This is a genomic window from Oleiagrimonas soli, from assembly GCF_000761445.1.
In the GTDB taxonomy this organism is placed as follows: Bacteria; Pseudomonadota; Gammaproteobacteria; order Xanthomonadales; family Rhodanobacteraceae; genus Oleiagrimonas; species Oleiagrimonas soli.
Genome location: NZ_KN196471.1, coordinates 1 through 22,075, shown reverse-complemented (window position 1 = coordinate 22,075; position 22,075 = coordinate 1). Strand labels below are relative to the sequence as shown.

General features: G+C 67.6%; 23 protein-coding genes. 11 read left to right on the top strand and 12 right to left on the bottom strand.

All coding sequences use genetic code 11. The features are described from left to right. Positions 1-92: 92 nt before the first annotated feature. Positions 93-2,147 (bottom strand): sodium-translocating pyrophosphatase, encoded by a 2,055-nt coding sequence (locus LF63_RS13875; RefSeq protein ID WP_043104093.1) that lies wholly within the window; start codon positions 2,145-2,147, stop codon positions 93-95. Positions 2,148-2,334: 187 nt separating this feature from the next. Here LF63_RS13875 and LF63_RS13870 point away from each other — a divergent pair, with 187 nt between their 5' ends. From LF63_RS13870 to LF63_RS13860, 3 genes are all read left to right on the top strand, one after another. Further along, positions 2,335-2,535 (top strand): hypothetical protein, encoded by a 201-nt coding sequence (locus tag LF63_RS13870; protein WP_043104091.1) that lies wholly within the window; start codon positions 2,335-2,337, stop codon positions 2,533-2,535. A 117-nt stretch (positions 2,536-2,652) separates the two neighbouring features. After that, entirely contained in the window at positions 2,653-2,847 is a 195-nt protein-coding gene (locus tag LF63_RS13865) for a hypothetical protein (protein WP_043104090.1), read from the top strand. Positions 2,848-2,947: 100 nt separating this feature from the next. After that, positions 2,948-3,346: a glutaredoxin family protein gene (locus LF63_RS13860; RefSeq protein WP_152569381.1), complete on the top strand. Its 399-nt coding sequence runs from the start codon at positions 2,948-2,950 to the stop codon at positions 3,344-3,346. A gap of 11 nt (positions 3,347-3,357) precedes the next feature. Here LF63_RS13860 and LF63_RS13855 read toward each other — a convergent pair whose 3' ends face one another. Further along, the gene (locus tag LF63_RS13855) at positions 3,358-4,614 is read right to left on the bottom strand and encodes a 6-phosphofructokinase (protein WP_043104087.1); all 1,257 of its coding nucleotides are present in this window, start codon (positions 4,612-4,614) and stop codon (positions 3,358-3,360) included. A gap of 149 nt (positions 4,615-4,763) precedes the next feature. Between LF63_RS13855 and LF63_RS13850 the strand changes: the two genes are divergently transcribed. The 5 genes from LF63_RS13850 (at position 4,764) to LF63_RS13830 (ending at position 10,072) form a co-directional block, all read left to right on the top strand. Then, positions 4,764-5,348, top strand: coding sequence for an adenylate kinase (locus LF63_RS13850; RefSeq protein WP_043104085.1), 585 nt, complete (start codon positions 4,764-4,766; stop codon positions 5,346-5,348). Next, a complete protein-coding gene (mpl, locus tag LF63_RS13845) occupies positions 5,348-6,751 on the top strand; it encodes a UDP-N-acetylmuramate:L-alanyl-gamma-D-glutamyl-meso-diaminopimelate ligase (RefSeq protein ID WP_043104083.1) in 1,404 nt (467 codons plus the stop codon). Before LF63_RS13850 ends, mpl begins: the two co-directional genes overlap by 1 nt. Before the next feature lie 332 nt (positions 6,752-7,083). Continuing rightward, on the top strand, positions 7,084-7,689 hold the full coding sequence (locus LF63_RS13840) for an LON peptidase substrate-binding domain-containing protein (protein ID WP_043104082.1): 606 nt from the start codon (positions 7,084-7,086) through the stop codon (positions 7,687-7,689). Positions 7,690-7,740: 51 nt separating this feature from the next. Further along, a complete protein-coding gene (locus LF63_RS13835; protein WP_043104482.1) occupies positions 7,741-8,562 on the top strand; it encodes an SDR family oxidoreductase in 822 nt (273 codons plus the stop codon). A gap of 133 nt (positions 8,563-8,695) precedes the next feature. After that, positions 8,696-10,072 carry a sigma-54 dependent transcriptional regulator gene (locus LF63_RS13830; protein ID WP_043104479.1) on the top strand — a complete coding sequence of 459 codons (1,377 nt, stop codon included), beginning with the start codon at positions 8,696-8,698 and terminating at the stop codon, positions 10,070-10,072. 39 nt (positions 10,073-10,111) lie between these two features. Here LF63_RS13830 and LF63_RS13825 read toward each other — a convergent pair whose 3' ends face one another. From LF63_RS13825 to LF63_RS13800, 6 genes are all read right to left on the bottom strand, one after another. After that, the gene (locus tag LF63_RS13825; protein ID WP_052395277.1) at positions 10,112-11,458 is read right to left on the bottom strand and encodes a hypothetical protein; all 1,347 of its coding nucleotides are present in this window, start codon (positions 11,456-11,458) and stop codon (positions 10,112-10,114) included. A gap of 14 nt (positions 11,459-11,472) precedes the next feature. After that, entirely contained in the window at positions 11,473-12,297 is an 825-nt protein-coding gene (locus LF63_RS13820; protein WP_043104081.1) for a hypothetical protein, read from the bottom strand. A 23-nt stretch (positions 12,298-12,320) separates the two neighbouring features. Next, entirely contained in the window at positions 12,321-13,019 is a 699-nt protein-coding gene (locus LF63_RS13815; protein WP_043104079.1) for a C39 family peptidase, read from the bottom strand. A gap of 101 nt (positions 13,020-13,120) precedes the next feature. After that, complete coding sequence (locus tag LF63_RS13810; RefSeq protein ID WP_052395273.1) at positions 13,121-14,305, bottom strand: hypothetical protein; 1,185 nt, start codon at positions 14,303-14,305, stop codon at positions 13,121-13,123. Between the two features lie 47 nt (positions 14,306-14,352). Further along, positions 14,353-14,988, bottom strand: coding sequence for a hypothetical protein (locus LF63_RS13805; RefSeq protein ID WP_043104078.1), 636 nt, complete (start codon positions 14,986-14,988; stop codon positions 14,353-14,355). 11 nt (positions 14,989-14,999) lie between these two features. Next, positions 15,000-15,521 carry a hypothetical protein gene (locus LF63_RS13800; protein ID WP_152569380.1) on the bottom strand — a complete coding sequence of 174 codons (522 nt, stop codon included), beginning with the start codon at positions 15,519-15,521 and terminating at the stop codon, positions 15,000-15,002. A 378-nt stretch (positions 15,522-15,899) separates the two neighbouring features. Here LF63_RS13800 and LF63_RS13795 point away from each other — a divergent pair, with 378 nt between their 5' ends. After that, positions 15,900-16,322 carry a VOC family protein gene (locus tag LF63_RS13795; RefSeq protein WP_043104076.1) on the top strand — a complete coding sequence of 141 codons (423 nt, stop codon included), beginning with the start codon at positions 15,900-15,902 and terminating at the stop codon, positions 16,320-16,322. Positions 16,323-16,779: 457 nt separating this feature from the next. Then, the gene (locus LF63_RS13790) at positions 16,780-18,030 is read left to right on the top strand and encodes an acetylornithine/succinylornithine family transaminase (protein ID WP_043104074.1); all 1,251 of its coding nucleotides are present in this window, start codon (positions 16,780-16,782) and stop codon (positions 18,028-18,030) included. A 54-nt stretch (positions 18,031-18,084) separates the two neighbouring features. On the opposite strand, the gene LF63_RS13785 is transcribed toward LF63_RS13790, so the two are convergent. The 3 genes from LF63_RS13785 to LF63_RS13775 are packed head-to-tail and all read right to left on the bottom strand — an operon-like array spanning position 18,085 to position 20,899. After that, the gene (locus tag LF63_RS13785) at positions 18,085-18,966 is read right to left on the bottom strand and encodes an ion transporter (protein WP_043104073.1); all 882 of its coding nucleotides are present in this window, start codon (positions 18,964-18,966) and stop codon (positions 18,085-18,087) included. An 11-nt stretch (positions 18,967-18,977) separates the two neighbouring features. Continuing rightward, the gene (gene hemL / locus LF63_RS13780; RefSeq protein WP_043104071.1) at positions 18,978-20,261 is read right to left on the bottom strand and encodes a glutamate-1-semialdehyde 2,1-aminomutase; all 1,284 of its coding nucleotides are present in this window, start codon (positions 20,259-20,261) and stop codon (positions 18,978-18,980) included. Beyond that, complete coding sequence (locus LF63_RS13775) at positions 20,258-20,899, bottom strand: thiamine phosphate synthase (RefSeq protein ID WP_043104069.1); 642 nt, start codon at positions 20,897-20,899, stop codon at positions 20,258-20,260. Before LF63_RS13775 ends, hemL begins: the two co-directional genes overlap by 4 nt. A gap of 93 nt (positions 20,900-20,992) precedes the next feature. Between LF63_RS13775 and LF63_RS13770 the strand changes: the two genes are divergently transcribed. Next, positions 20,993-21,190, top strand: a complete 198-nt coding sequence (locus tag LF63_RS13770) for a rubredoxin (RefSeq protein ID WP_081945301.1) — start codon at positions 20,993-20,995, stop codon at positions 21,188-21,190. A gap of 232 nt (positions 21,191-21,422) precedes the next feature. On the opposite strand, the gene LF63_RS13765 is transcribed toward LF63_RS13770, so the two are convergent. After that, on the bottom strand, positions 21,423-21,881 hold the full coding sequence (locus tag LF63_RS13765) for a DUF192 domain-containing protein (RefSeq protein ID WP_184655089.1): 459 nt from the start codon (positions 21,879-21,881) through the stop codon (positions 21,423-21,425). Positions 21,882-22,075: the final 194 nt, after the last annotated feature.

Here is a 22,075-nt window from a genome sequence, read left to right as displayed (position 1 = left end):
TGCGCCTGCACGTGACCAAAGCCATGTACCTGCGGACAAAAAAGCCCCCGCGCGCGGCGGGGGCTGTGAAGGGATCGAATCGATCGCGTCGCTCAGTGCATGGACAGCAGCGGAATCAGCAGCAGCGCGACGATGTTGATGATCTTGATCAGCGGGTTGATGGCCGGGCCGGCCGTGTCCTTGTACGGATCGCCGACGGTGTCGCCGGTGACCGCGGCCTTGTGCGCCTCGGAACCCTTGCCGCCGCAGTTGCCGTCCTCGATGTACTTCTTGGCGTTGTCCCAGGCGCCGCCGCCGGTGGTCATCGAGATGGCCACGAACAGGCCGGTGACGATGGTGCCGATCAGCACGCCGCCGAGCGCCTTCGGTCCCAGCAGCAGACCGACCAGCACCGGCACCACCACGGGCAGCAGCGAGGGCACGATCATTTCCTTGATCGCCGACTTGGTCAGCATGTCCACCGCGCGGTCGTACTTGGGCTTGCCGGTGCCGTCCATGATGCCGGGGATCTCGCGGAATTGGCGGCGCACTTCCTCGACCACCGCGCCGGCTGCGCGACCCACGGCTTCCATGGCCAGAGCGCCGAACAGGTACGGGATCAGGCCGCCGATCAGCAGACCGATGATCACCATGTGATCGGACAGATCGAAGGTGAAGGCGTGGCCGGTCTCGGCCGTGAGGTTGTGCGTGTAATCGGCGAACAGCACCAGTGCGGCCAGCGCGGCCGAGCCGATGGCGTAGCCCTTGGTCACCGCCTTGGTGGTGTTGCCGACCGCGTCCAGCGGGTCGGTCACGCCGCGCACTTCGGCCGGCAGTTCGGCCATCTCGGCGATGCCGCCGGCGTTGTCGGTGATCGGGCCGTAGGCGTCCAGCGCCACCACCATGCCGGCCATCGACAGCATGGCCGTCGCGGCGATGGCGATGCCGTACAGGCCGCCGAAGTGGAACGCGCCCCAGATCGCCAGACACACGGCGAGCACCGGCCACGCGGTGGCCTTCATCGACACGCCGAGGCCGGCGATGATGTTGGTGCCGTGGCCGGTGGTCGAGGCCTGCGCGATGTGGCGCACCGGTTTGTAGTCGGTGCCGGTGTAGTACTCGGTGATCCACACGATCAGGCCGGTCAGCACTAGGCCGATGACGGAGCAGTAGAAGATGCTCGTCGACGAGATCGTCGCGCCGCCGTCGCTCGGGGTCAGGCCGCTCGGGAACAGGCTGTGGGTGATGAACCAGAAGGCGATGGCCGACAGCACGGCTGAGACGATCACGCCCTTGTACAGCGCACCCATGATCGAGCCGCCTTCCTTCACCCGCACGAAGAAGGTGCCGATGATCGAGGCCAGGATCGAGGCCGCGCCAAGCACCAGCGGGTACAGCACCGCGTCGGCGTTGCCGGCGAAGGCCAGGCCGCCGAGCAGCATGGTGGCGATCACGGTGACGGCGTAGGTCTCGAACAGGTCGGCGGCCATGCCGGCGCAGTCGCCGACGTTGTCGCCCACGTTGTCGGCAATCACCGCCGGGTTGCGCGGGTCGTCCTCGGGAATGCCGGCTTCGACCTTGCCGACCAGATCCGCGCCGACGTCCGCGCCCTTGGTGAAGATGCCGCCGCCCAGTCGCGCGAAGATCGAGATCAGCGAACTGCCGAAGGCCAGGCCGACCAGGGCATGCAGGGCGCGTTCGCCGGTCAGGCCGAAGTGCGGCAGCAGGAAGAAATAGCCCGCCACGCCCAGCAGCGCCAGACCGACCACCAGCATGCCGGTGATCGCGCCGCCGCGGAAGGCGACGTTCATGGCCGGGCTGATGCCGTTGCGCGCGGCCTCGGCGGTGCGCACGTTGGCCCGCACCGAGACATTCATGCCGATGTAGCCGGTTGCGCCCGACAACACCGCGCCGATCGCGAAGCCGACGGCCGTGGGCCAGTTGAGAAAGAATCCGATCAATAAAAAAAGCACCACGCCAGCGATGGCAATGGTGCCGTATTGTCGATTGAGATAGGCGCGTGCCCCTTCCTGAATCGCCCCCGCGATCTCCTGCATGCGTTCGTTGCCGGCCGATTGGGCCAGGACCCAGCGCACAGAGAAGGCGCCGTACAGGATCGCGACGATGGCGCATGCCAGCGCGATCCATAAACCGTAGTCGTGCAACATCTAGACCTCCCCAGAACGTTGCCGTCACATGACGGTCCCGCGAGTATAGGGGGCAGTTCGGCGCGGACCCTTTGTGCAATGCAATAAATCGATTTCTCGCGTTGGCAGTTCCTGCGGCAGCCGGTTCGTGGCATACATGCAGGTGCCCTTCGGGGCTTGTCAGGAAAACCGATTAAGGAGTGATCGAATGAACGTGAGCATCAAGATGGCGTGTCTGTGTGCCTTCGCCTTCGGCGTCGGCATGGCTTCGGTGACGTCCGCGGGCGCTTCCGTGCTGCCGCCGGGCTACATGCAGTGCGTGCAAGCCTGTCTGCAGGCCTGCTCGTATGGCCCCAGCGGCTGCTCCGCCGAGCAGTCCGAATACTGCACGACCGAAGCCTGCAACTAGGTTGCCGCCGCGGCGCGGCATCTTGCGAAACCATGATGGACATCCCGGGTGCCGTGCCGGCCGGGTGGCATAAAGAGCGAGCCCGCCAAGGGCTATTCATGCATCAAGGAGGAAACGATGAAGATCAAACTGTCATGGGCGTGTGCGTGCGCCTTCGTGTTCGGGCTGGGACTGGCCTCCGCGGCCATCGCCAGCGGGCCGGTCTCGCCGCCGGGTTACGACGAATGCGTGACCGCCTGCATGCAGGCGACCTGTCCGGGCGGTCTGTGCTCGGAACAGCAGTACCTGTATTGCCAGGTGCAGTGCCGCTGAGCCTGCGTCGACAGGGATGAATCGCGGCGCGGGCCTGGCCCGCGCCGCGCAGTCGGTGTCTTCGCGCTAGGCGAGGGCACGTTGCACGGGAGTTCGTGACGTGAATATCAAAAGCATGGCCATCGTGGTGGCGTTTCTGGTGTTGGGGCTGGGCGCCGGCTGGTACGGCGGACCGATGGTCGCGCGCTGGATGCATCCGGAGAAACCGCGCGTCCAGGTCGGCGATTTTCGCCATCAGTTGCCGGCGGACGGGCCGCGCGTGGTGATGTACTCGCTGTCGACCTGTCCGCATTGCCGCGATGCGCGCGCCTATTTCAAGGCACACGGCATTGCCTACGTCGATCGCGAGATCGACAAGTCGGATGCGGCCTTGCAGGCCTTCAAGCAATTGCACGAGCGCGGTGTGCCGGTGATCTTCACGCCGAGTCACGAAGTGCGCGGTTTCGACCGCGAGGGGCTGACGACCGCCCTGCGCAAGGACGGCTTGCTCGCGCCCTGAGCGCGCGCGGCCTAGCGCTCCTTCCAGGGAACGAGTTTCTTCGCCACGGCGACGCGCTTGAGGGTGGCGTGCAGCGGCAGGCCATCCTTGCCGCAGGGCGTGGCCGCCTCGCCGCGGATCAGCGGCGCCAGGTAGCGCCGTGCGGCGGCGGTGATGCCGAAGCCATCGCGGGTCAGGAAGCTCTTGGGCATCTTCTTCTCGCGGTTGGCGATGCGCGCCAGCGGCGCCGGCGCGATCTTCCAGCGGTACGGCGTGTCGCGTTCGCGCAGGATCACCGGCATCACCGCGTTCATGCCCGCCAGCGCGTACTCGACCGCGGCCTTGCCGACGGCCTGTGCCTGCATCAGGTCGGTGGCCGAAGCCGCGTGCCGCGCCGAACGCTGCAGGTAGTCCGGCACCGCCCAGTGCACCTTCATGCCCAGCTTCTCGTTGACCAGTTGCGCCAGCAGCGGCGCGACGCCGCCGAGCTGGGCATGGCCGAAGGCATCCCGGCTGCCGGTGTCCGACAGCAGCGTGCCGTCGGCATCGCGGATGCCCTCGGAGGCGACCACGGTGCAGTAGCCGACGCGCTGGACGGTGGCTTTCACCTTGGCCAGGAAGGCCTTGGCGTCGAAGTGGCGCTCGGGGAACAGGATCACGTGCGGCGGCGCGTCCGCATCCTCGCCGGCCAGGCCCGCCGAGGCGGCGATCCAGCCGGCATTGCGGCCCATCACCTCGAGGATGAACACCTTGGTCGAGGTCTCGCTCATCGAGGCCACGTCGAGGCTGGCCTCGCGCACCGACAGCGCCGTGTAGCGCGCCACCGAGCCGAAACCGGGGCAGCAGTCGGTGACCGTCAGATCGTTGTCGACGGTCTTGGGCACGCCGATGCAGTGGATTTCGTGGCCGTAGGCGCGGCCCAGGCGCGAGAGCTTGAGCGCGGTGTCGGCCGAGTCGTTGCCGCCGTTGTAGAGGAACCAGCGGATGTCGTGCGCCTTCATGACCTCCATCAGACGCACGTATTCGGCGTCGTCGGTCTGCGGCGACTTCAACTTGTAGCGGCACGAACCGAACGCGCCGCCGGGCGTGTGGTGCAGGGCGGCGACGGCCGATGTGCTCTCGCGCGAGGTGTCGATCAGGTCCTCGCGCAGCACGCCCAAAATGCCGTTGCGCGCGGCGTAGACCTTCACGCCGTGGCTGCGCGCGGTCTCGATGACGGCGGCGGCGGTGGCGTTGATGACGGCGGTGACGCCGCCGGACTGGGCGTAGAGCAGTTTTCCCTGAGTCATGGCGTTCCGATTCCTGCGGTGAGACGGGGCGCGGCGCGCCGACCGCGGGTTTGACTGTCCTGGGCGCAAAGGCTACCTTGAACTCCATTTTTTCCAGAGTCCAGCGCGTCGTCGGAAGAGGGCGCGCGAGGCACTTCATTGGAGCGATCATGCGACTCGTGCTACTCGGTGCACCCGGCTCGGGCAAGGGGACCCAGGCCTCGCGGTTGAAGAAGGAACTGGACGTTCCGCACATTTCCACGGGCGACCTGCTGCGCGCGGCGGTGGCCGCCGGCACGCCGCTGGGCCGCAAGGCCAAGGCGGTGATGGACGCCGGTCAGCTGGTGTCCGACGACATCATGCTGGGCATGCTGGAAGAGCGCCTGTCGCAGTCCGATGCACGCAACGGCTTCATCCTCGACGGCTACCCGCGCAACCTGGCCCAGGTCGAGGCGCTGGACGGCCTGCTGCAGCGCCTGAAGCAGCCGCTGGACGCCGTGGTCAAGCTGGACGTGCCGGCCGAGGAGATCGTCGGTCGCTGCGAAATCCGCTTCAAGGCCGAAGGCCGCGCCGACGACAATCCCGAAGTCGTGCGCAAGCGCCTGACCGTCTACGCCGAGCAGACTGCGCCGGTCGCCGACTGGTACCAGCGTCACGGCATGCTGAAGGTGGTCGACGGCGTGGGCGAGCTGGACACGGTGTTCCAGCGCATCCTGGCCGTGCTGCCCGGCGATCGCGTCGCTGCCAACGGCTGATGCGCCTGCACCTTCTCGGTATCTGCGGCACCTTCATGGGCGGCGCCGCCGCGCTCGCGCGCGAGTTGGGCCATGACGTGGAAGGGTCCGACGCCAACGTCTATCCGCCGATGAGCGATCAGCTCGAGGCGCTGGGCATCACCTTGCGTCAGGGCTACCGCGCCGAGCATCTGCAGCCGGCGCCGGACCTGACCATCGTCGGCAACGCCATGAAGCGCGGGCTGCCCGTCATCGAGTACCTGCTCGACGAACGGCTGCCGTACATCTCCGGTCCGCAGTGGCTGGGCGAGAACGTGCTGGCCGCGCGCGACACGCTGATCGTCGCCGGCACCCACGGCAAGACCACCACCTCGAGCCTGCTCGCGCATCTGCTGGAGCAGGCCGGTCTGCAGCCGGGGTTCCTGATCGGCGGCGTGCCCGGCAATTTCGAGGGGTCGGCGCGGCTGGGCGGCCCCGAACCCGCGCGCGCCGCCGAGGCGCCGTTCGTGATCGAAGCCGACGAGTACGACACCGCGTTCTTCGACAAGCGCTCGAAGTTCGTGCATTACCGGCCGCGCATCGCGATCCTCAACAATCTCGAATACGACCACGCCGACATCTTTCCCGACGTGGCCGCGATCCAGCGCCAGTTCCATCATCTGGTGCGCATCGTGCCGGGCAACGGACGACTGATCGTCAACGCCGAGGACGCGCGGCTGGCCGAGGTGCTGGACATGGGCTGCTGGACGCCGGTGGAGACCTTCGGCATCGACGCCGGCCACTGGCGCGCACGCCTGCTGACCGACGACGGCAGCCGCTTCGAGGTCCGCCGCGGCGACGCCGTGCTGGGCGCGATCGACTGGCCGTTGCTGGGCCGTCACAACGTGATGAACGCGCTGGCCGCGCTGGCCGCCGCCACGGCGCAGGGCTGCGATCCGGTCGCGCTGCTGCCGGCGTTTTCCGCGTTCGCCAACGTCAAGCGGCGCATGGAGACGATTGCCGAGATCGACGGCGTGCACGTCTACGACGATTTTGCGCATCACCCGACGGCCATCGCCACCACGCTCGCCGGACTGCGCGCCAAGGTCGGCGATGCGCGCATCGTGGTCGCGCTGGAGCCGCGCTCGAACTCGATGCGGCAGGGCGCGCACGCCGAAGCGCTGGCGCCGTCGCTGGCCGACGCCGACCAGGTGGTGTTCCTGCAAAGGCCCAACCTGCCGTGGGACGCGGTCAAGGTGACCTCCGCCCTGCAGGGGCGCGGGCATGTCGCGCCCAGCGTCGATGCACTGCTGGAGGCGCTGCGCTTCGGCGTGCGTCGCGGCGACCGGGTGGTGTTCATGTCCAACGGCGGTTTCGAGAACGCGCCGCGTCGCTTCGCGCAGATGCTGCGCGCGCATCCGCCCATGGGTGGCGACGCCCCTTAGGGATGCTCTGAAGCCGCCTGCGCAGGCGGCATGAGGTCCGGAAGGCTCGGCGGATGGTGCACGTGGTGCCACGCAGGCTGATTGCCAGGACAAGTCGCGCATGAGGGCCGACGCGGTCTTCTGGACATCCCTCCCGATCTGTTGTTGCCAAGCGCCCGGGGCGATCTTCCGCCCGCCGCGCCGCCGCCACTGGCCGTCCCGCCTTCACCGCCGCGCCGCGCCGCCGCGCCGCGCCGCCGCACCGCGTCTGCGCGCAGGCAGAACGGAGACCTCTGCGTAGGCGTGTTCAGCGTATCCCTGACGTTACGCGCGACGGTCGATACACTCGGGGCATGGCTTCGACCGTCTCGACCCTCACCGATCTGCCGCTGTTTCCACTGTCCACGGTACTGTTCCCCGGCGGCCAGCTGCGCCTGCGCGTGTTCGAGCTGCGCTATCTGGACATGGTGCGCGAATGCACGCGCAGCGACGCACCGTTCGGCGTGTGCCTGATTCTGGAAGGCCAGGAAGTCGGCGCGCCGGCGGTTCCCGCCGCAGTCGGCACGCTGGCGCGGATCACCGATTTCTTCACCGATGCCGGCGGCATTCTCGGCATCCGCGCGCAGGGACAAGAGCGCTTCCGCGTCGAGCGCGTGCACATGCGCGACAACGGCCAACTGCGCGGTGACGTGCGTTGCTGGGAAGCCGAGGCCGAACAGGAGCTGCCCGCCGAATTCGTGCTGCTGGGCGAGGTGCTGCAGCGACTGATCGAGCAGGCCGCGCCGCATTGGCGCGACGCGCCGAAGTCCAGCTACGACGAGGCGTCGTGGGTCGGATACCGTCTGGCCGAACTGCTGCCGCTGGACGTGGCCGAGCGGCAGATGCTGCTGGAACTGCGCGATCCGGTCGCGCGTCTGGCCGAACTGCGCGACGTGCTGCCGCGCTTCCAACGCGAGTAGCGCGATGGCGGGCGTACACTGACGGCTTTCGGCACGCAGCAGGACATGCGCATGAGCGGACTTTCCGGGAAAACCCTGTTCATCACCGGCGCCTCGCGCGGCATCGGTCTGGCGATCGGTCTGCGCGCCGCGCGCGACGGCGCCAACGTGGTGATCGCGGCCAAGAGCGGCGTGCCCAACCCCAAGCTGCCCGGCACCATCCACTCGGCGGCCGAGGCCGTCGAAGCCGCGGGCGGCGCGGCGCTGCCGATCAAGCTCGACATCCGCGACGAGCAGGCGGTCGCCGCAGCGATGGCGCAGGCGGCGGAGCGCTTCGGCGGCATCGACATTCTGGTCAACAACGCCAGCGCGATCTGGCTGGCCGGCATCGAGAAGACGCCGATGAAGCGCTTCGACCTGATGCAGCAGGTCAACGCGCGCGGCAGCTTCGTGTGCGCGCAGGCGGCGCTGCCGTATCTGCGCAAGGCCGCCAATCCGCACATCCTGAGCCTGGCGCCGCCGCCGAATCTGGATCCGAAGTGGTGGGGACCGCACACCGGCTACACGCTGGCCAAGATGGGCATGAGCTTCGTCACGCTCGGTCTGGCCGCCGAACTCGGCTCCCAGGGCATCGGCGTGCACGCGCTGTGGCCGCGCACGGTGATCGCGACCGCGGCGCTGGCGATGCTCGGCGATACGGTGCAGCCGCGCTTTTGCCGCACGCCGGAGATCGTCGCCGATGCCGCGCATGCGCTGCTGTGCAAGCCGGCGCGGGACTGCAACGGCCGATTCTCCATCGACGAGGACGTGCTGCGCGAAGCGGGCGTGAGCGATTTCAGCGGCTATGCCGTCGAACCCGGTCAGCCGCTGCTGCCGGACCTGTTCCTGGGCTGATTCGGCGCGTTCCACTGAAAGGCATACGACGGTCGTGGAATGGCCGCCCGCGCGCGGCTGCGCGAAGCTGATGGGACGTCACGCTGCACTTGGCTTGCAGCGCTTCACGCATCCATCGATGGGGACGGATTCCATGACTGAACCGGCGCGATTCAGGCGCAAGGTGGTCTGGCTTGGCCAGATCGAAACAGAACAAGACGCGGCGCTGGACCAGGCGGGATGGGACGTGCTGGACTTGCCGCTGCAAGGCGACGTCGAGGCCCTGCTGGCGCGCAGCGCGGCGACGGTCGGCGTCATCGATCTGCGCGAACGGGACGATCGGCGCCTGACGCGTCTGGAGGCTCTGTTGGCGGCGCATCCGGAGAAGCGCTGGGTGGCGCTGGTGTGTTCGCAGGCGTTGGCGGATCGACGCGTGGCGACGCTGGTGCGCGCCGCTTGCTTCGACTATGTCACGGCGCCGGTGCACGCGGATCGTCTGTTCGACGCGTTGGGTCACGCCTGGGGCATGGCGCGGTTGAACGCCGCCGATCGCACGGTCGAAAACGACTGCGTGTTCGAGGGCATGTACGGCTGCAGTCCGCCGATGCGCAAGCTGGCGGCGCGCATCACCAAGTTCGCGCCGGTCGACGTGCCTGTGCTGATCACCGGCGAGACCGGCACCGGCAAGGAAGTCGCCGCGCGCGCGCTGCATCGTCGCTCGGTCCGTCGCGATGGACCGTTCGTGGCGATCAACTGCGGCGCCTTGCCGGCCAATCTGGTGCAGTCGGAACTGTTCGGTCACGAGCGCGGCGCGTTCACCGGCGCCGGTTCGCGCAAGATCGGCCGCATCGAGGCCGCCGACGGCGGCGTGGTGTTCCTCGACGAGATCGGCGACCTGCCGCTCGATGCGCAGACCAACCTGCTGCGCTTCCTGCAGGAAGGCACCATCGAGCGCGTCGGCAGCTGCGTGTCGATCCGCCTGGATGTGCGCGTGATCGCGGCGACCCACGTGGATCTGGAGAAAGCGGTCGCCGATGGCCGTTTCCGCGAGGATCTGTACTACCGGCTCAACGTGCTGCGTCTGCCGGTGCCGCCGCTGCGCGATCGCGGCGCGGACATCCTGCGTCTGGCGCGGCATTTCCTCGACGCTTTCCGCCGCGAGCATGCGGCCGGCACGCACGTGCGCGACTTCGGTCCGGAGGCCGAGACCGCGCTGTGCACGTTCGCGTGGCCCGGTAACGTGCGCGAACTGATGAACCGCGTGCGCCGCGCGGCGGTGGTGGCGGAGTCGCCGCTGATCGGTGCGGCCGATCTCGATCTGGCGGCGCGGCCGGCGGCCGCGCCGGTCGGCGCACACGCACCGACGCTGGATCTGGCCCGCGCGCATGCCGAGCGCGAAGCCATCATCGCCTGTCTGCGCGCCAGTCGCTTCAACGTTAGCGAATGCGCGCGGCGGCTGCAGGTTTCGCGGGTGACGGTGTATCGCCTGTGCAAGAAGTACAGCGTCAGGCTCAACACCACCACGCATTGAGCGCGTGCGTGCACCTCGCCGTCAGCGGCGTGCGGGACTTCAGAAGGTATAGGGGATCTTCACGCTCAGCGTGACGTCCGGCGCGTCCGGGGTCAGGCCGATGCCGAGCAGGCTGACCAGCGTGGTGTGCTGGTTCAGCGCATAGGTCACGCCCATGTTGAAGGTCGCGGCATGGCCGTCGCTGCCGATCACCGAATCCCATTCGCCGCCGCGCGGCTGCACGCGCGCTTTGGCGTTGATGCGGTCGTTGAACGACAGGCTCAGACTGGTGCGTTCGTTGAAGGCGAAGGCCACGCCGCCGCCGAAGCTGTAGACGTTGCCGAGCTGCACGCGGCCTGGATTCATGGTGTCCGGGTTGTTGTCGAGGTCGCTGAAGTCGCGCGCCATGCTGTGGGCGACGCCGATGTTGCCGAACAGGATCGCCGGGTCCAGCGTCTTGACCATCGACAGTCCCAGGTTGGCCGTCCACATGCCGTTGCCGGTGGGTTGCTGGCTGGGCACGGCGAAGCGCACGAACTGGTCGTTGTCGCGTTCCAGCACGCGCCAGTCGATGCCGTAGGGATGGCGTCCGGTCGGCGCGGTGATGCCGAAGGTGAGTACGGTGTCGGGGCGCGTCGCGGTTTCCGGCAGCATGCGGTAGTTGACGCTCAGCGTGCTGTCGCCGATGTGGCTGCCGGACACGATCTGCTCTGCCGTGGCGGCGGCCGAGCCGCCGGCGCCGCCCTTCTGGTATGTGGTGCGACGGGCCAGGTAGGGCACGTCGAGGTTCAACGTCCAGCGCGGGCTGAGGCCGTAGCGCGCGGCGAAGTTGTAGGTCAGGGTGTCGGACTCGACGTTCTCCACCGCGATGTTGCCGAGGAAGATCGCGTCCAACGCGAGGAAGCCGTTGAGGGTGAGCTGCTTGCGGTCGTAGCGGGCGTAGGTCAGGCCGTTCTCGATGGTGAACTTGCGATCGAACAGCGCGTGTTCCTGCTGCAGCACGTCTTCCACGCTGCGCGACGGCCGCGCGTCCTCGCCGGTGCTGCCCTGGGCATTGCGGATCGGCTGCGAGCCCGGTTCGCCGCCGCTCTGCGCAACCTGCGGCTGGCTGGTCGCGGGCGGCGCCGGCAGCGTGCGGTTGTCCAGCGTGCGACCGGCCAGGCGCGATTCGAGCGCCTGCACCTGGGCATCCAGATCGCGCAGGCGGCGCACCTGGTCGGCGTAGCCGGTCTTCAGCGCCTGCAGTTGCGCGAGCAGCGTGCGCACTTCGGCCTGGTCCTTCTCCGATGTCGACATGCCGTTGACTGGCGCGGTGTTCTGCGCCTGTGCGCCGGCCGCGAGGGCCAGCGAGATTGCGACGCCCAGCAGCGTGCGGCCGAGCCAATCCGTGTTGCGATCGCGAAGCATGAAAAATCCCCTGTTCAGTAGCTCAAGCCGATGCCGCGTACCTGACTGACCGATTGCGCGAAGTCGCGGGTGAGGCTGACATTGCTGGCCAGCGAGCGCTGCACCAGATTGATCTGCATGCGGTTGCTGACGAGCTGGCTGTCGGCGCCCAGTGCGATGACCTGGCCGAGGCTGCCGCTGCGGATCCACTGCTGCACCTGACCCTGGCCGGCAACGCTCAGCGACACGCGCGCGCCGCTGCCGTCGATGCTGGCGCTGGCCGAGGCGTCGCCGTTCTGCACCGATTGCTGCTGCGGCTGACCGTTGAAGGCGGTGCCCGTTTGCTGCGCCAGGGCCGGCGCGTCCGCGTCGTTTTCGTTGCGCACCGTGATCGCGGTGACGTTGTCGGCCTGGTTGCCGTCGCCGGCCAATTGCACGCCCTGCACCAGGCCGGACACGTTGTTCAGGCCCGAGCTGTCCACCGAACGCTGGGTCGATGTCGCGCCGCTGGCGGCCGCGCTGCCGGCAGCGGGTATCGGTTGGGTGCTGACGATGGTCACCGTCGGCTGGAAGGTCACCGTGGGCGTGTTCTGGTCGTCGAAGCGCATGCCGACGGTCATCGCGCTCTGCAGCTGCTGACCGCCGCTGGTGGTCCAGTTGCTGCTCATGGTGACGCCGAAGTAGGCCACGGTGGCGCTGCCGTCGCCGGGTGTCCAGCGTCCGCGCATCTGCGAGAGTTCCTCGTCGCCGATCTCGCTGAGGCCATTGCCGGCCGGTGCAGCGTGTTCGATGGCCTGCGCCTGCGTCGAGACGCCGACGAGACCGAGAGCGACGGTGATCAGGGAAAGCGAAGTCTTCATGGTGTGCTCCTGCACGCCGGCCGTCAGAACAGGTCGGCGTTGGTGAAGCCGAAGTCCAGCAGTTCGGCGTCGGAAATGGGGCCGCGCCGCGCGTAGAGGGCGCGTGCGCTGGGTTTTTGCATGGGTTTGAGCAGGGCGGTCTGGCGATCGAAGCCGCTGCCGATGACGACGAACAGCGCTCGCGACGGCCACTCGCGCAGGAAGTCCTTGAGCGGCAGCGAGCGGTTGCCGAGCATCGGGTCGGCGATCTCGACGGTGTCTCCTTGCACCTGCTTGAGCACCACGAAATGGCTGAAGCCGTTGACGTCCATCAGCACGATGGTTGGCACGCGCAGCGTGTGCAGGCGTTCGACCGACACGCGGTAGCCGCGCCCGCGCAGACCCAGTTCCTGCACGTAGCGCTTGATGTCGAGCAGCGAGAAGCCGCGCTTGGCGACTTGCTCCGGATCGGACACGCCCATCAGGCCCTGGATCACCAGGCGCTCGTCGACGTTCATGCCGTAGCCGTAGCGCAGGATGGTGGCCAGCGCCGCCGCGCCGCAGCTGTAATCGGTCTGCTGGCGCACGATGTAGCGATAGCGCGCTTCCTGCATGCTTTCGACGTTGCGCGCGTACAGTGCGCCGTTGGGCAGCACGCCGGCGAATTGGACGTCGCCGCCGCGGGCCGGTGCGGTCGCGGTCAGGGCGCAGAGCAGTGCGAGAAGGGCGCAGAGCAGACGCATGATCGGAATCCTGTCCTCGGTGGAGAAGGTGTTCCCCGGCCGCGGGAGGAGCGGCCGGGGAACGGATCGCACGCGAGCGTGCGATGGGAGAGCTTCAGGCGTTATTCGCCACCGCCGCCGTTGCCGCCGCCGGTGCTTGGCTGCGCGACGGCCATCGCCAGGCTGTTGGCCTGCTGATTGCCGGTGCCGGCCGAGACGTTGATGCCGATGTTGCCGGACGCGCCGCGGAAGGCGTTGCCGCCCAGCGAGGCGGTGTTGGTGGTCGGCAGATACGAGATCTGCAGGTAGTTCACCGTGCCGGACAGGTTGATGTTGTCCAGCGCCACGTCACCCGACTCCTCGAAGCCCAGGCCGCCCGACGCGGACGAGTCATCCGTGAAGCCGAAGGCCAGCGCGCCGCCGTCGCCGTTCAGGTCCGAACCGCCCTGCGTGGCCGTGTCGAGATCGATGTGACCGGTCTGCGAACCTGCCGGATGCGCGTCGCCGGTCCAGGTGTCCGGATAGACGTCGCCGATCTGGTCGACCGCACCGCTCAGGCCGAGGTCGGCGCTGCCCTGGCCGCTGCCGCTGTAGCTGCCGCTGCCGCTGCCGCTCAGCGAGACCTGCACCGACGTCATGTAGACGTCTTCGTACAGCGCGTTGATGGTCTCGTTGTGACCGGAGGCCTGGTCGGAGGACACCGTCGCCTGCGCGAAGCTGCTGGTCGCCACCGAGGCGGCCATCGCATTCTTCTGCTGGTTGTTGTTGCCCGAGGTCACGTTGACGCCGATGTTGCCGGACGCGTCGCGGAAGGCGCTGTTGCCGATCGTGGCCTGGTTGGTGGTGGCCATGTTCAGCGTCTGGTTGAACGAACCCTGCTGATCGACGAAGACTTCCGAGTCGGCCATACCGAAGGTGAAGCTGGCGTCGGCCGCGGACAGCGCGGCAGCGTTGTCCTGCTGGTTGTTGTCGCCGGCGGCGACGTTGGCGCCGATGTTGCCGGAGGTCTCGCGACCGGCGTTGCCGTCGACGTCCGCGTCATTGGTGACCATCTGGTTCTCGGCGTAGTTGGCGCCGTTGGTCTGACGGTTGTTGACGATGGAGATGGCGGCCGAATCGACGTTGATCATGCCGTCCACCTGCACGCGGCCGCGCAGGGTCACGTCCGAATTCAGCGACACGTCCTTCTCGAAGCTGACGCTGTCGTTGTTGCCCTGGTGCGGATCGACGCTCTGCGCATACGCGGAACCGCCGAACAGCGCGGTGACGGCGATGGCGAGCACGGTGCGTTTCATGGTCTTGTTCATGGTGTTTCCCTCTCTCTGGTCCATGGTTGTTCTGCGAATGGCTGTTGCTATTGCACGGGCTGCGAGATCGACAGATGCAGCTGGTTGGACGCTGCATTGGCCGATCCGGCGACCTGATTGAGTTGCACGACGCCGCGAACCTCCTGCATGGCAGTCGATTCGACGGCGACGGCGCGCTCCTTGCCGGCGGCTGCCGACGGAGCGGGGGAAACGGTTCCCCCTGCGGACGCGGAAGCGGCGGCAAACCATGTGTCGCCGGCTTCGCGTATGCCCTGTCTGGCCAGCGCCGCGGTCACCACGTTGCGTTCCGCGTTGCCGTTGCCGCTGGCCTGGTTGATCGAGAAGACGCCCTGCGCGCCCTGCATGGCCTGGCCGCCGATGCTGGCGCTGGCGACGTCGGGGTCGGTGGCGACGTTGGTCGTGCGCGACTGGCGCGTGCGGACCTGGATCGCCGCGTGATCGCCCACGGCCAGGGCGCGCACGTTGGTCTGCTGGTTGAAGTCGCCGGAGGCCATGTTCACGCCGACCACGCCCGAGGCATTGTTCAGTGTCTGGCCGTCCATGCGCGTGTGCGTCAGGTACTGCAGCATCTGCTGGTAGCTGTCGTCCTCGGCGTGCGCCGGGAGCGCGGCGAACAGCGTCAGCGGCGTGAGCAGCAGGAGAACGCGGCGGAGGGCAGGCATCGGCATCGTCCTCAGCGCTGACCCGGTTGCGTGGGCAGCGGCAGGGCGCTCAGCGCGTGTTGCACTTGCGAACCGATGCCGCGCGTGGCGCTGCCGACGGTGCTCATCGGGTTGGTGCCGGGCGGTGCGTTGTCGTGCGAGACCCGCGAGGAACTCGTGCTGTTGCGGGTGGACACGCTCAGCAGTTGCGTCATGCGGGCGCCGGTCGTTTGACCGGCGGCGGCCGCGGGGCTGGCGCTCAGCGAGGCGATCTGGCTGTCGTCGAGCTCGCCACCGGTGCCCAGTGCGCCCGCCAGTTCGCGGTTCGGACGCGGGTCGACGATCAGCGCCATGCCGGGCGGTTGCGAGCGCGTGGCGTGACGCGCCGGTACGTCGCGCAGCAGCACCATCTCGCCGTGCTGGGCCTTCACCGCCTTGTGCGCATCGCCGGCATGAATGGGCGATGCGAGTGCGAACAGCAGGCTCGCCGCCATCGATGCGCGCATCGCGTAGTGCGGGCGATGGGGGAAGAATCGCTGCGGTCGAATGTGCATGTCGCGCTCCGTGCTGGTGACCTCCCCCAACTCGCAAGTTCGGTGCCAGCCGGCGACAACCCTTGGCGCAGCGCGCTTTCGCTCCATCGTGACGCTGCCGTGACAACAAGCCTGTTGCATGCGAGCAACACCTGTGGCGGCGACCGCGGGCGATGAATCGACGGCAAACGTTGGCTGCGGCCCGGCTTGCGGCGGGTGTTACGCTGATGCAACAGCTGTCACAGCCGCGTCGGTCGGCCGGTTAGCCAGGCGGCTCTGCCGTGCGGCCGAGGCGCGCCTGCAGACGGTCTAGTCCGGGCGGCGGGTGCGCGCATCGTGCGTGTTGCCGGACAGCGGCGTGGGTTCACGCAAACGGTTTCTTTGAAGAGGATGCAACCGATGAAATTCCTGCACAGCATGGTGCGCGTGCGCGATCTCGACGCCTCGCTGCGTTTCTTCCGCGACGGCCTGGGTCTGGTCGAGACACGGCGCAAGGATTATCCGCAGGGCAAATTCACGCTGGTCTATCTGGCCGCGCCCGGGCAGTCCGAGGTCGAGGTCGAGCTGACCCACAACTGGGACTCGAACGAGGACTACGGCTCGGCGCGCAACTTCGGTCACCTGGCGTTCGCCGTCGACGACATCTACGCGCTGTGCGCCCACCTGCAGGACATGGGCGTGGTCATCAACCGCCCGCCGCGCGACGGCCACATGGCCTTCGTGCGTTCGCCGGACCTGATTTCCATCGAACTGCTGCAAAAGGGCGAGCCACTGGCGCCGGCCGAGCCGTGGGCGTCGATGGAGAACACCGGCAGCTGGTGACCGTAGCGCCTGCGGCAGACATGCATCATGCAGACGGATCACATGCACAATGCTTTCGCAGTCCTATGTATGACTCTGGCGTGCATTACAGGTGGTGCGTCGGAACCACTGCGACACCAGCCAAAGCCAAACCGATCTGGACAGCGTGTCGCGAAACAGATTGTCATCAACGCGGCAAAGCGCTTGTCTACGTCTTTGTGCAAGCCGCCTGTCTCCGCTGGTTGCGACTACGACGCTCTTTTCGTCGATGGGAAGTGGCATGTAGCCGTGGCTCCCTATGCACTTTTTCATGGCAAGCACATGAACGCCTCCGGAGGACCTTCTTATGCCTTTGATGCCAAGGGAAAGCTGGTTGAGGTTATCGGAGGCATGTAATCTTGCCTTGCGCTCAAGGCGGATACATCAAGGCACGCCGTTTTGATTTAAGCGTTTGCGCCGCACGTAACGGAACGTCCCCATGCACGACTCCCCAGAAGGACACGCGTCCACCGCGACGCTGACCGCCCTCGGTCAGCGTTACTACCTGCCGGTCTACCGTCCGCGCGAATTGGTGCTCGACCGCGGCGAGGGATCGCGCGTGTGGGACGTCGAGGGGCGCGACTACATCGATTTTGGCGGCGGCATCGCGGTCAACGCGCTGGGTCATCGCCATCCGGCGCTGCTCGCGGCGCTGACCGAGCAGGCGCAGAAGCTGTGGCACGTCAGCAACGTGTTCTACACCGAGCCGCCGCTGCGGTTGGCCGAGGCGCTGGTCGAGGCGGCGGACTTCGCCGAGCGCGTGTTCCTGTGCAATTCCGGCGCCGAGGCCAACGAGGCCGCGATCAAGCTGGTGCGCAAGTGGGCCGCCGCGCAGGGGCGCGGACCCGAGCGTCGCGTGATCCTCACGTTCCAGGGTTCTTTTCACGGACGCACGCTGGCGACCGTCACCGCCACCGCGCAGCCGAAGTACCAGGCGGGTTACGAACCGCTGCCGGGCGGCTTCCGCTATCTGCCGTTCAACGATGCGGCGGCGGTGGAAACGGCGATGCAGGCGGGCGACGTCGCCGCCATCCTGGTCGAGCCGGTACAGGGCGAGGGCGGCGTGGTGCCGGCCGCGCCCGGATTCCTGAAGCGTCTGCGCGAACTGTGCGACGCGCACGACGCCTTGCTGGTGCTGGACGAGATCCAATGCGGCATGAGCCGCACCGGCACGCTGTTCGCGCATGCGCAGGACGGGGTGACGCCGGACATCGTCACCCTGGCCAAGGCGCTGGGCTGCGGCGTGCCGATCGGCGCGATGCTGGCCGGCCCCAAGGTTGCCGAGGTCATGGGCTTCGGCGCGCACGGCACCACCTTCGGCGGCAATCCGCTGGCGGCGGCCGTGGCCTGCGCAGCGTTGCGCGAACTGGATTCGGACACCCTGCGCGCCAACGTCGAGCGGCAGTCCGCCGTGCTGCGCGAGGCGCTGATGCGGATGGGCGGGCAACGCCTGTTCCGCGAAGTCCGCGGCCGCGGGCTGATGCTGGGCGCGGTGCTGAAGGAAGACTTCGCGGGGCGTGCGGGCGAGATACTCGACCACGCCGCGCGGCATGGTCTGCTGATCCTGCAGGCCGGTCCCGATGTGCTGCGGCTGGTGCCCGCGCTCAACATCGACGATGCCGACGTGGCCGAGGGTCTGCAACGACTCTCCGCCGCGCTGGACGATTTTCTGGCGGCAGCGGACGCTTGACCGAAGGTACGGGCGAAGCCGCGACAACCGGCACGTAGCAACTTTTCGCGCTGCTCAGGAAGCCGCTTCGGATGCGTCGCTGTCGGTCAGCAGCGCACCGCAGCGGCGGCAGTAGCGCGCGTCGACTTCATGCCCGTTGAGGTCGCACTGATCGCATCGCCGCTGCGCCTGCGCCGTGCGCAGACCGGACGCCAGTTCGGCGGTGAAGATGCCGGTCGGCACCACGATGATGCTGTAGCCGATCAGGATGATGAACGAGGTCAGCAACTGGCCCAGCGGCGTCGACGGGGTGATGTCGCCGAAACCGACCGTGGTCATGGTGATGACCGCCCAGTACATCGACTGCGGGATCGAGGTGAAGCCGTGGCGCGGCCCTTCGATCAGGTACATCAGCGCACCGAAGATCAGCACCAGGGTCAGGAAGGTGCTGACGAACACCAGTACCTTGCGCCGGCTGCGGATCAGCGCCGTCCACAGCAGGTCGGCCTCGCCCACGTAGCGGGTCAGCTTCAGCACGCGGAAGATGCGCAGGATGCGCAGTGCGCGGATCACCAGCAGGTACTGGCTGCCAGCCAGCGCGAGGCTGATGTAGGTCGGCAGCACCGACAGCAGATCGACCACACCGAAAAAGCTGCGTGCGTAGCGCCATGGCCGTTCGACCACCCACAGTCGTACCAGGTATTCCGTGGTGAAGGCCAGAGTGAAGGCCCATTCGGCCAGATAGAACTCGGTGCCGTAGCGCGCATGCAGGCTTTGCACCGAGTCCAGCATCGTGACCAGGATGCTGGCCACGATCGCCACGATCAGGATCACGTCGAACCCGCGCCCGGCGCGATCCTGATGGCCGAAGATCACGTGGAACCAGCGCGCGCGCCATGCCGCGCCGCCGGCCGGGGCGTGCGGTGCGAAGTGTTGGCGTGGCGCGCGGCGGGACAAGGCGGGTTTCCTCAGGCGTGCAGTGCCGCCATCGCCTCGTCGGCGGCGGCCAGCGTCTGTTCGATGTCGGCGTCGCTGTGCGCCGAGGACATGAAACCGGCCTCGAACGCGCTCGGCGCCAGGTACACGCCGCGTTCGAGCATGCCGTGGAAGAAGCGCTTGAAGGCGTCGATGTCGCAGGCGGTGACCTGCTCGAAGCGGGTCACGGGGCCGGGACCGAAGAACAGGCCGAACATGCCGCCCACCAGATGCGTGCTGAACGCGATGCCGTGTTTGTCGGCCAGCTGCTGCATGCCGTTCACCAGCATCGCGCCCTTGTCCTCCAGTGCGCGGTGGAAGCCCGGTTCGCGCACCAGTTCCAGCATCGCCAGACCCGCCGCCATCGCCACCGGATTGCCGCTCAGCGTGCCGGCCTGGTAGATCGGTCCGGTCGGCGCGATCTGCTGCATCAGCTCGCGCTTGCCGCCGTAGGCGCCGACCGGCATGCCGCCGCCGATGACCTTGCCGAAGGTGCTCAGGTCCGGCGTCACGCCGTAGTACGCCTGGGCACCGCCGGCGGCGACGCGGAAGCCGGTCATCACTTCGTCGAAGATCAGCACCGCGCCGTGCTGCGTGCACAGCTCGCGCAGGCCTTCCAGGTAGCCGGCTTCGGGTGGCACGCAGTTCATGTTGCCGGCCACCGGCTCGATGATGAGTCCGGCGATGTCCGCGCCCTGCTCGGCGAACAGTGCCCTGGCGGCGTCGGGGTCGTTGTAGGGCAGGGTCAGGGTCAGATCGGCGCTGGCCTTGGGTACGCCCGGCGAAGTCGGCACGCCGAAGGTCAGCGCGCCGGAGCCGGCCTTGACCAGGAAGCTGTCGCCGTGGCCGTGATAGCAGCCCTCGAATTTCACGATCTTGCCGCGTCCGGTCGCGCCGCGCGCCAGGCGGATGGCCGACATGGTCGCCTCGGTGCCCGAATTGACCATGCGCAGCATTTCCATCGACGGCACCATGGCCTGGATCGTCTCGGCCATCGTCACTTCCGCTGCGCACGGCGTGCCGAAGGACAGGCCGTCGCGCACCGCGCGCTCCACGGCCTCGCGTACATGCGGATGGTTGTGGCCGGCGATCATCGGTCCCCAGGAGCCGACATAATCGATGTAGCGCTTGCCTTCCACGTCCCACAGGTAGGCGCCCTCGGCGCGCTGCGTGAAGAACGGCTCGCCGCCGACGGAGTTGAAGGCGCGCACGGGCGAATTCACGCCGCCGGGCATGAGCGGTTGCGCGCGTTGGAACAGTTCGTGGTTGCTGGTCATGAAGATGCGGCTCGTGTTGCGTCGAACAGGGTGGAGAAGCGCTGCGCGGCGGCGCGTGTGTCGTCGGCGTCGAACACGCCGGAAATCGAGGCCAGGAAATCCGCGCCCGCGGCGATCAGTGGAGCGCCATTGTCCGGGGTGATGCCGCCGATTGCCACCACGGCCGGCCCCAGCGTCGCGGCCTCGCGCAGCAGGTCGATCGGGACCTGCCGCGCCTGCGGCTTGCTCGGCGACGGATGAAACGCGCCGAAGGACAGATAGTCGACGTCCTTGCGCGCCATTTCGCGGGCGCGCTCCAGATCGCCGTAGCAGGACACGCCGATCACGGCATGTTCGCCGAGCGCGGCGCGCACGGCGGCGGGATCGTCGTCCATCGATCCCAGATGTACGCCGGCGGCGCCGCTGGCGTGCATCAGCGCGATGTCGTGATCGACCAGCACGGGCACGCCGAACGGCTGCGCCGCGGCGACCAGGGCGCGTGCCGTGGCGAGGCGCGTGCGTTCGTCCGAGTGCAGGTCGCGATATTGCAGCATGCGTGCGCCGCCCTGCATGGCGGCGACGGCGCGGTCGACGAGATCCGCGCGCGCTCCGTTGGCGATGGCGTAGAGGCCGCCGTGGGGCAGGCGCTTCGTGCTCATGCGCAGCGCCTCGACGGCATCGGCTGTACCTGCGGTGCGCGAAGCTGCGACAATGGCGGTTCCTTCTTTCCTTGCATGGTCATGGTTCCTGCGATGAGTGTCACCGGTTCCGAGGCAGTAGCTGCCCGTAAATGGATGTGCGTGGTGTGCGGTTTCATCTACGACGAGGCCGAGGGCCTGCCCGAGGAGGGCATCGAGCCGGGCACGCGCTGGGAAGACATTCCCGACACCTGGACCTGTCCCGACTGCGGCGTGACCAAGGACGATTTCGAGATGATCGAGATCGACTGATCCGTCTCAGCATGCGCCGATCCGGTCAGACAATTGCCCGAATCGGCCCGCCGCGCGGCCGTTCGCCGCGCTTTCATGAAGCTGCAATTCCGCCGAACGCTTTACGGAGGCAGCCCATGAAACAGTTCATTCCCTTTGACGACGCCTGGCTCGATCATCCCGAGATGATGCCCGGGCCGCTGGTGCCCTACCAGGTTGGTCTGCCTTGCGGCCCTGCCGACGAAGCACGCGTTCAATGCACCGGGCCGATGCGCCCTTCCAGCGAAAAGGTGTCGCCGGTCTGGATGTCCAGCTGAGCGGCTGTCCCGGCGGCAAGTTCGAGCACGTACATCGCCGGCTTGCCGCTGGGATACAGCGGACACGGGTCCGCGGTGCAGGGCGGCACGTTCAACTGCATCGACACCAGCTTGCGATCCTTGTCGAAAAACAGCATGTCTAGCGGGATCAGCGTGTTCTTCATCCAGAAGGTCTGTACCCCGCTGTAAGCGAACGCGAACAGCATGCCGTGATCGGTCGCCATGTGCGTGCGATGCATCAGGCCGAGGTCGCGTTGCGCGTCGGTGGTCGCCAGTTCCACGTGGAAGACGTGGCCGTGCAGCGTCAGCGTATGCGTCGCCGGTTGGGTCGGTGCGGCGACGCATGCGCCGGCCAGAAGCGCCAGCAGCGCAGGTAGTAGGTAGCGTCGAATCATGTGAAGCGTGTTCCCGTGCGGATCTGAAAGGCGTGCTTCGAGTGTAGCGCGACCGCCGTGCGAAAAAGTTTGCATGAACCCCTTCCCATCCCCTGCCCGAGGGCGTAAGATTCGCGGCCCGCACATCGCAGCGGTCGCTCGCAAGAGCGTTCACCGCGACCGAAAATTTCCCTGAAAAAGGGTGTTGACGGAAA

Coding starts and splice junctions, on each gene's coding strand:
- LF63_RS13875 (WP_043104093.1), bottom strand. CDS start 2,147: ATGTTGCACGACTACGGTTTATGGATCGCGCTGGCATGCGCCATCGTC.
- LF63_RS13870 (WP_043104091.1), top strand. CDS start 2,335: ATGAACGTGAGCATCAAGATGGCGTGTCTGTGTGCCTTCGCCTTCGGC.
- LF63_RS13865 (WP_043104090.1), top strand. CDS start 2,653: ATGAAGATCAAACTGTCATGGGCGTGTGCGTGCGCCTTCGTGTTCGGG.
- LF63_RS13855 (WP_043104087.1), bottom strand. CDS start 4,614: ATGACTCAGGGAAAACTGCTCTACGCCCAGTCCGGCGGCGTCACCGCC.
- LF63_RS13850 (WP_043104085.1), top strand. CDS start 4,764: ATGCGACTCGTGCTACTCGGTGCACCCGGCTCGGGCAAGGGGACCCAG.
- mpl (WP_043104083.1), top strand. CDS start 5,348: ATGCGCCTGCACCTTCTCGGTATCTGCGGCACCTTCATGGGCGGCGCC.
- LF63_RS13840 (WP_043104082.1), top strand. CDS start 7,084: ATGGCTTCGACCGTCTCGACCCTCACCGATCTGCCGCTGTTTCCACTG.
- LF63_RS13835 (WP_043104482.1), top strand. CDS start 7,741: ATGAGCGGACTTTCCGGGAAAACCCTGTTCATCACCGGCGCCTCGCGC.
- LF63_RS13830 (WP_043104479.1), top strand. CDS start 8,696: ATGACTGAACCGGCGCGATTCAGGCGCAAGGTGGTCTGGCTTGGCCAG.
- LF63_RS13825 (WP_052395277.1), bottom strand. CDS start 11,458: ATGCTTCGCGATCGCAACACGGATTGGCTCGGCCGCACGCTGCTGGGC.
- LF63_RS13820 (WP_043104081.1), bottom strand. CDS start 12,297: ATGAAGACTTCGCTTTCCCTGATCACCGTCGCTCTCGGTCTCGTCGGC.
- LF63_RS13815 (WP_043104079.1), bottom strand. CDS start 13,019: ATGCGTCTGCTCTGCGCCCTTCTCGCACTGCTCTGCGCCCTGACCGCG.
- LF63_RS13810 (WP_052395273.1), bottom strand. CDS start 14,305: ATGAACAAGACCATGAAACGCACCGTGCTCGCCATCGCCGTCACCGCG.
- LF63_RS13805 (WP_043104078.1), bottom strand. CDS start 14,988: ATGCCTGCCCTCCGCCGCGTTCTCCTGCTGCTCACGCCGCTGACGCTG.
- LF63_RS13800 (WP_152569380.1), bottom strand. CDS start 15,521: ATGCACATTCGACCGCAGCGATTCTTCCCCCATCGCCCGCACTACGCG.
- LF63_RS13795 (WP_043104076.1), top strand. CDS start 15,900: ATGAAATTCCTGCACAGCATGGTGCGCGTGCGCGATCTCGACGCCTCG.
- LF63_RS13790 (WP_043104074.1), top strand. CDS start 16,780: ATGCACGACTCCCCAGAAGGACACGCGTCCACCGCGACGCTGACCGCC.
- hemL (WP_043104071.1), bottom strand. CDS start 20,261: ATGACCAGCAACCACGAACTGTTCCAACGCGCGCAACCGCTCATGCCC.
- LF63_RS13775 (WP_043104069.1), bottom strand. CDS start 20,899: ATGAGCACGAAGCGCCTGCCCCACGGCGGCCTCTACGCCATCGCCAAC.
- LF63_RS13770 (WP_081945301.1), top strand. CDS start 20,993: ATGAGTGTCACCGGTTCCGAGGCAGTAGCTGCCCGTAAATGGATGTGC.
- LF63_RS13765 (WP_184655089.1), bottom strand. CDS start 21,881: ATGATTCGACGCTACCTACTACCTGCGCTGCTGGCGCTTCTGGCCGGC.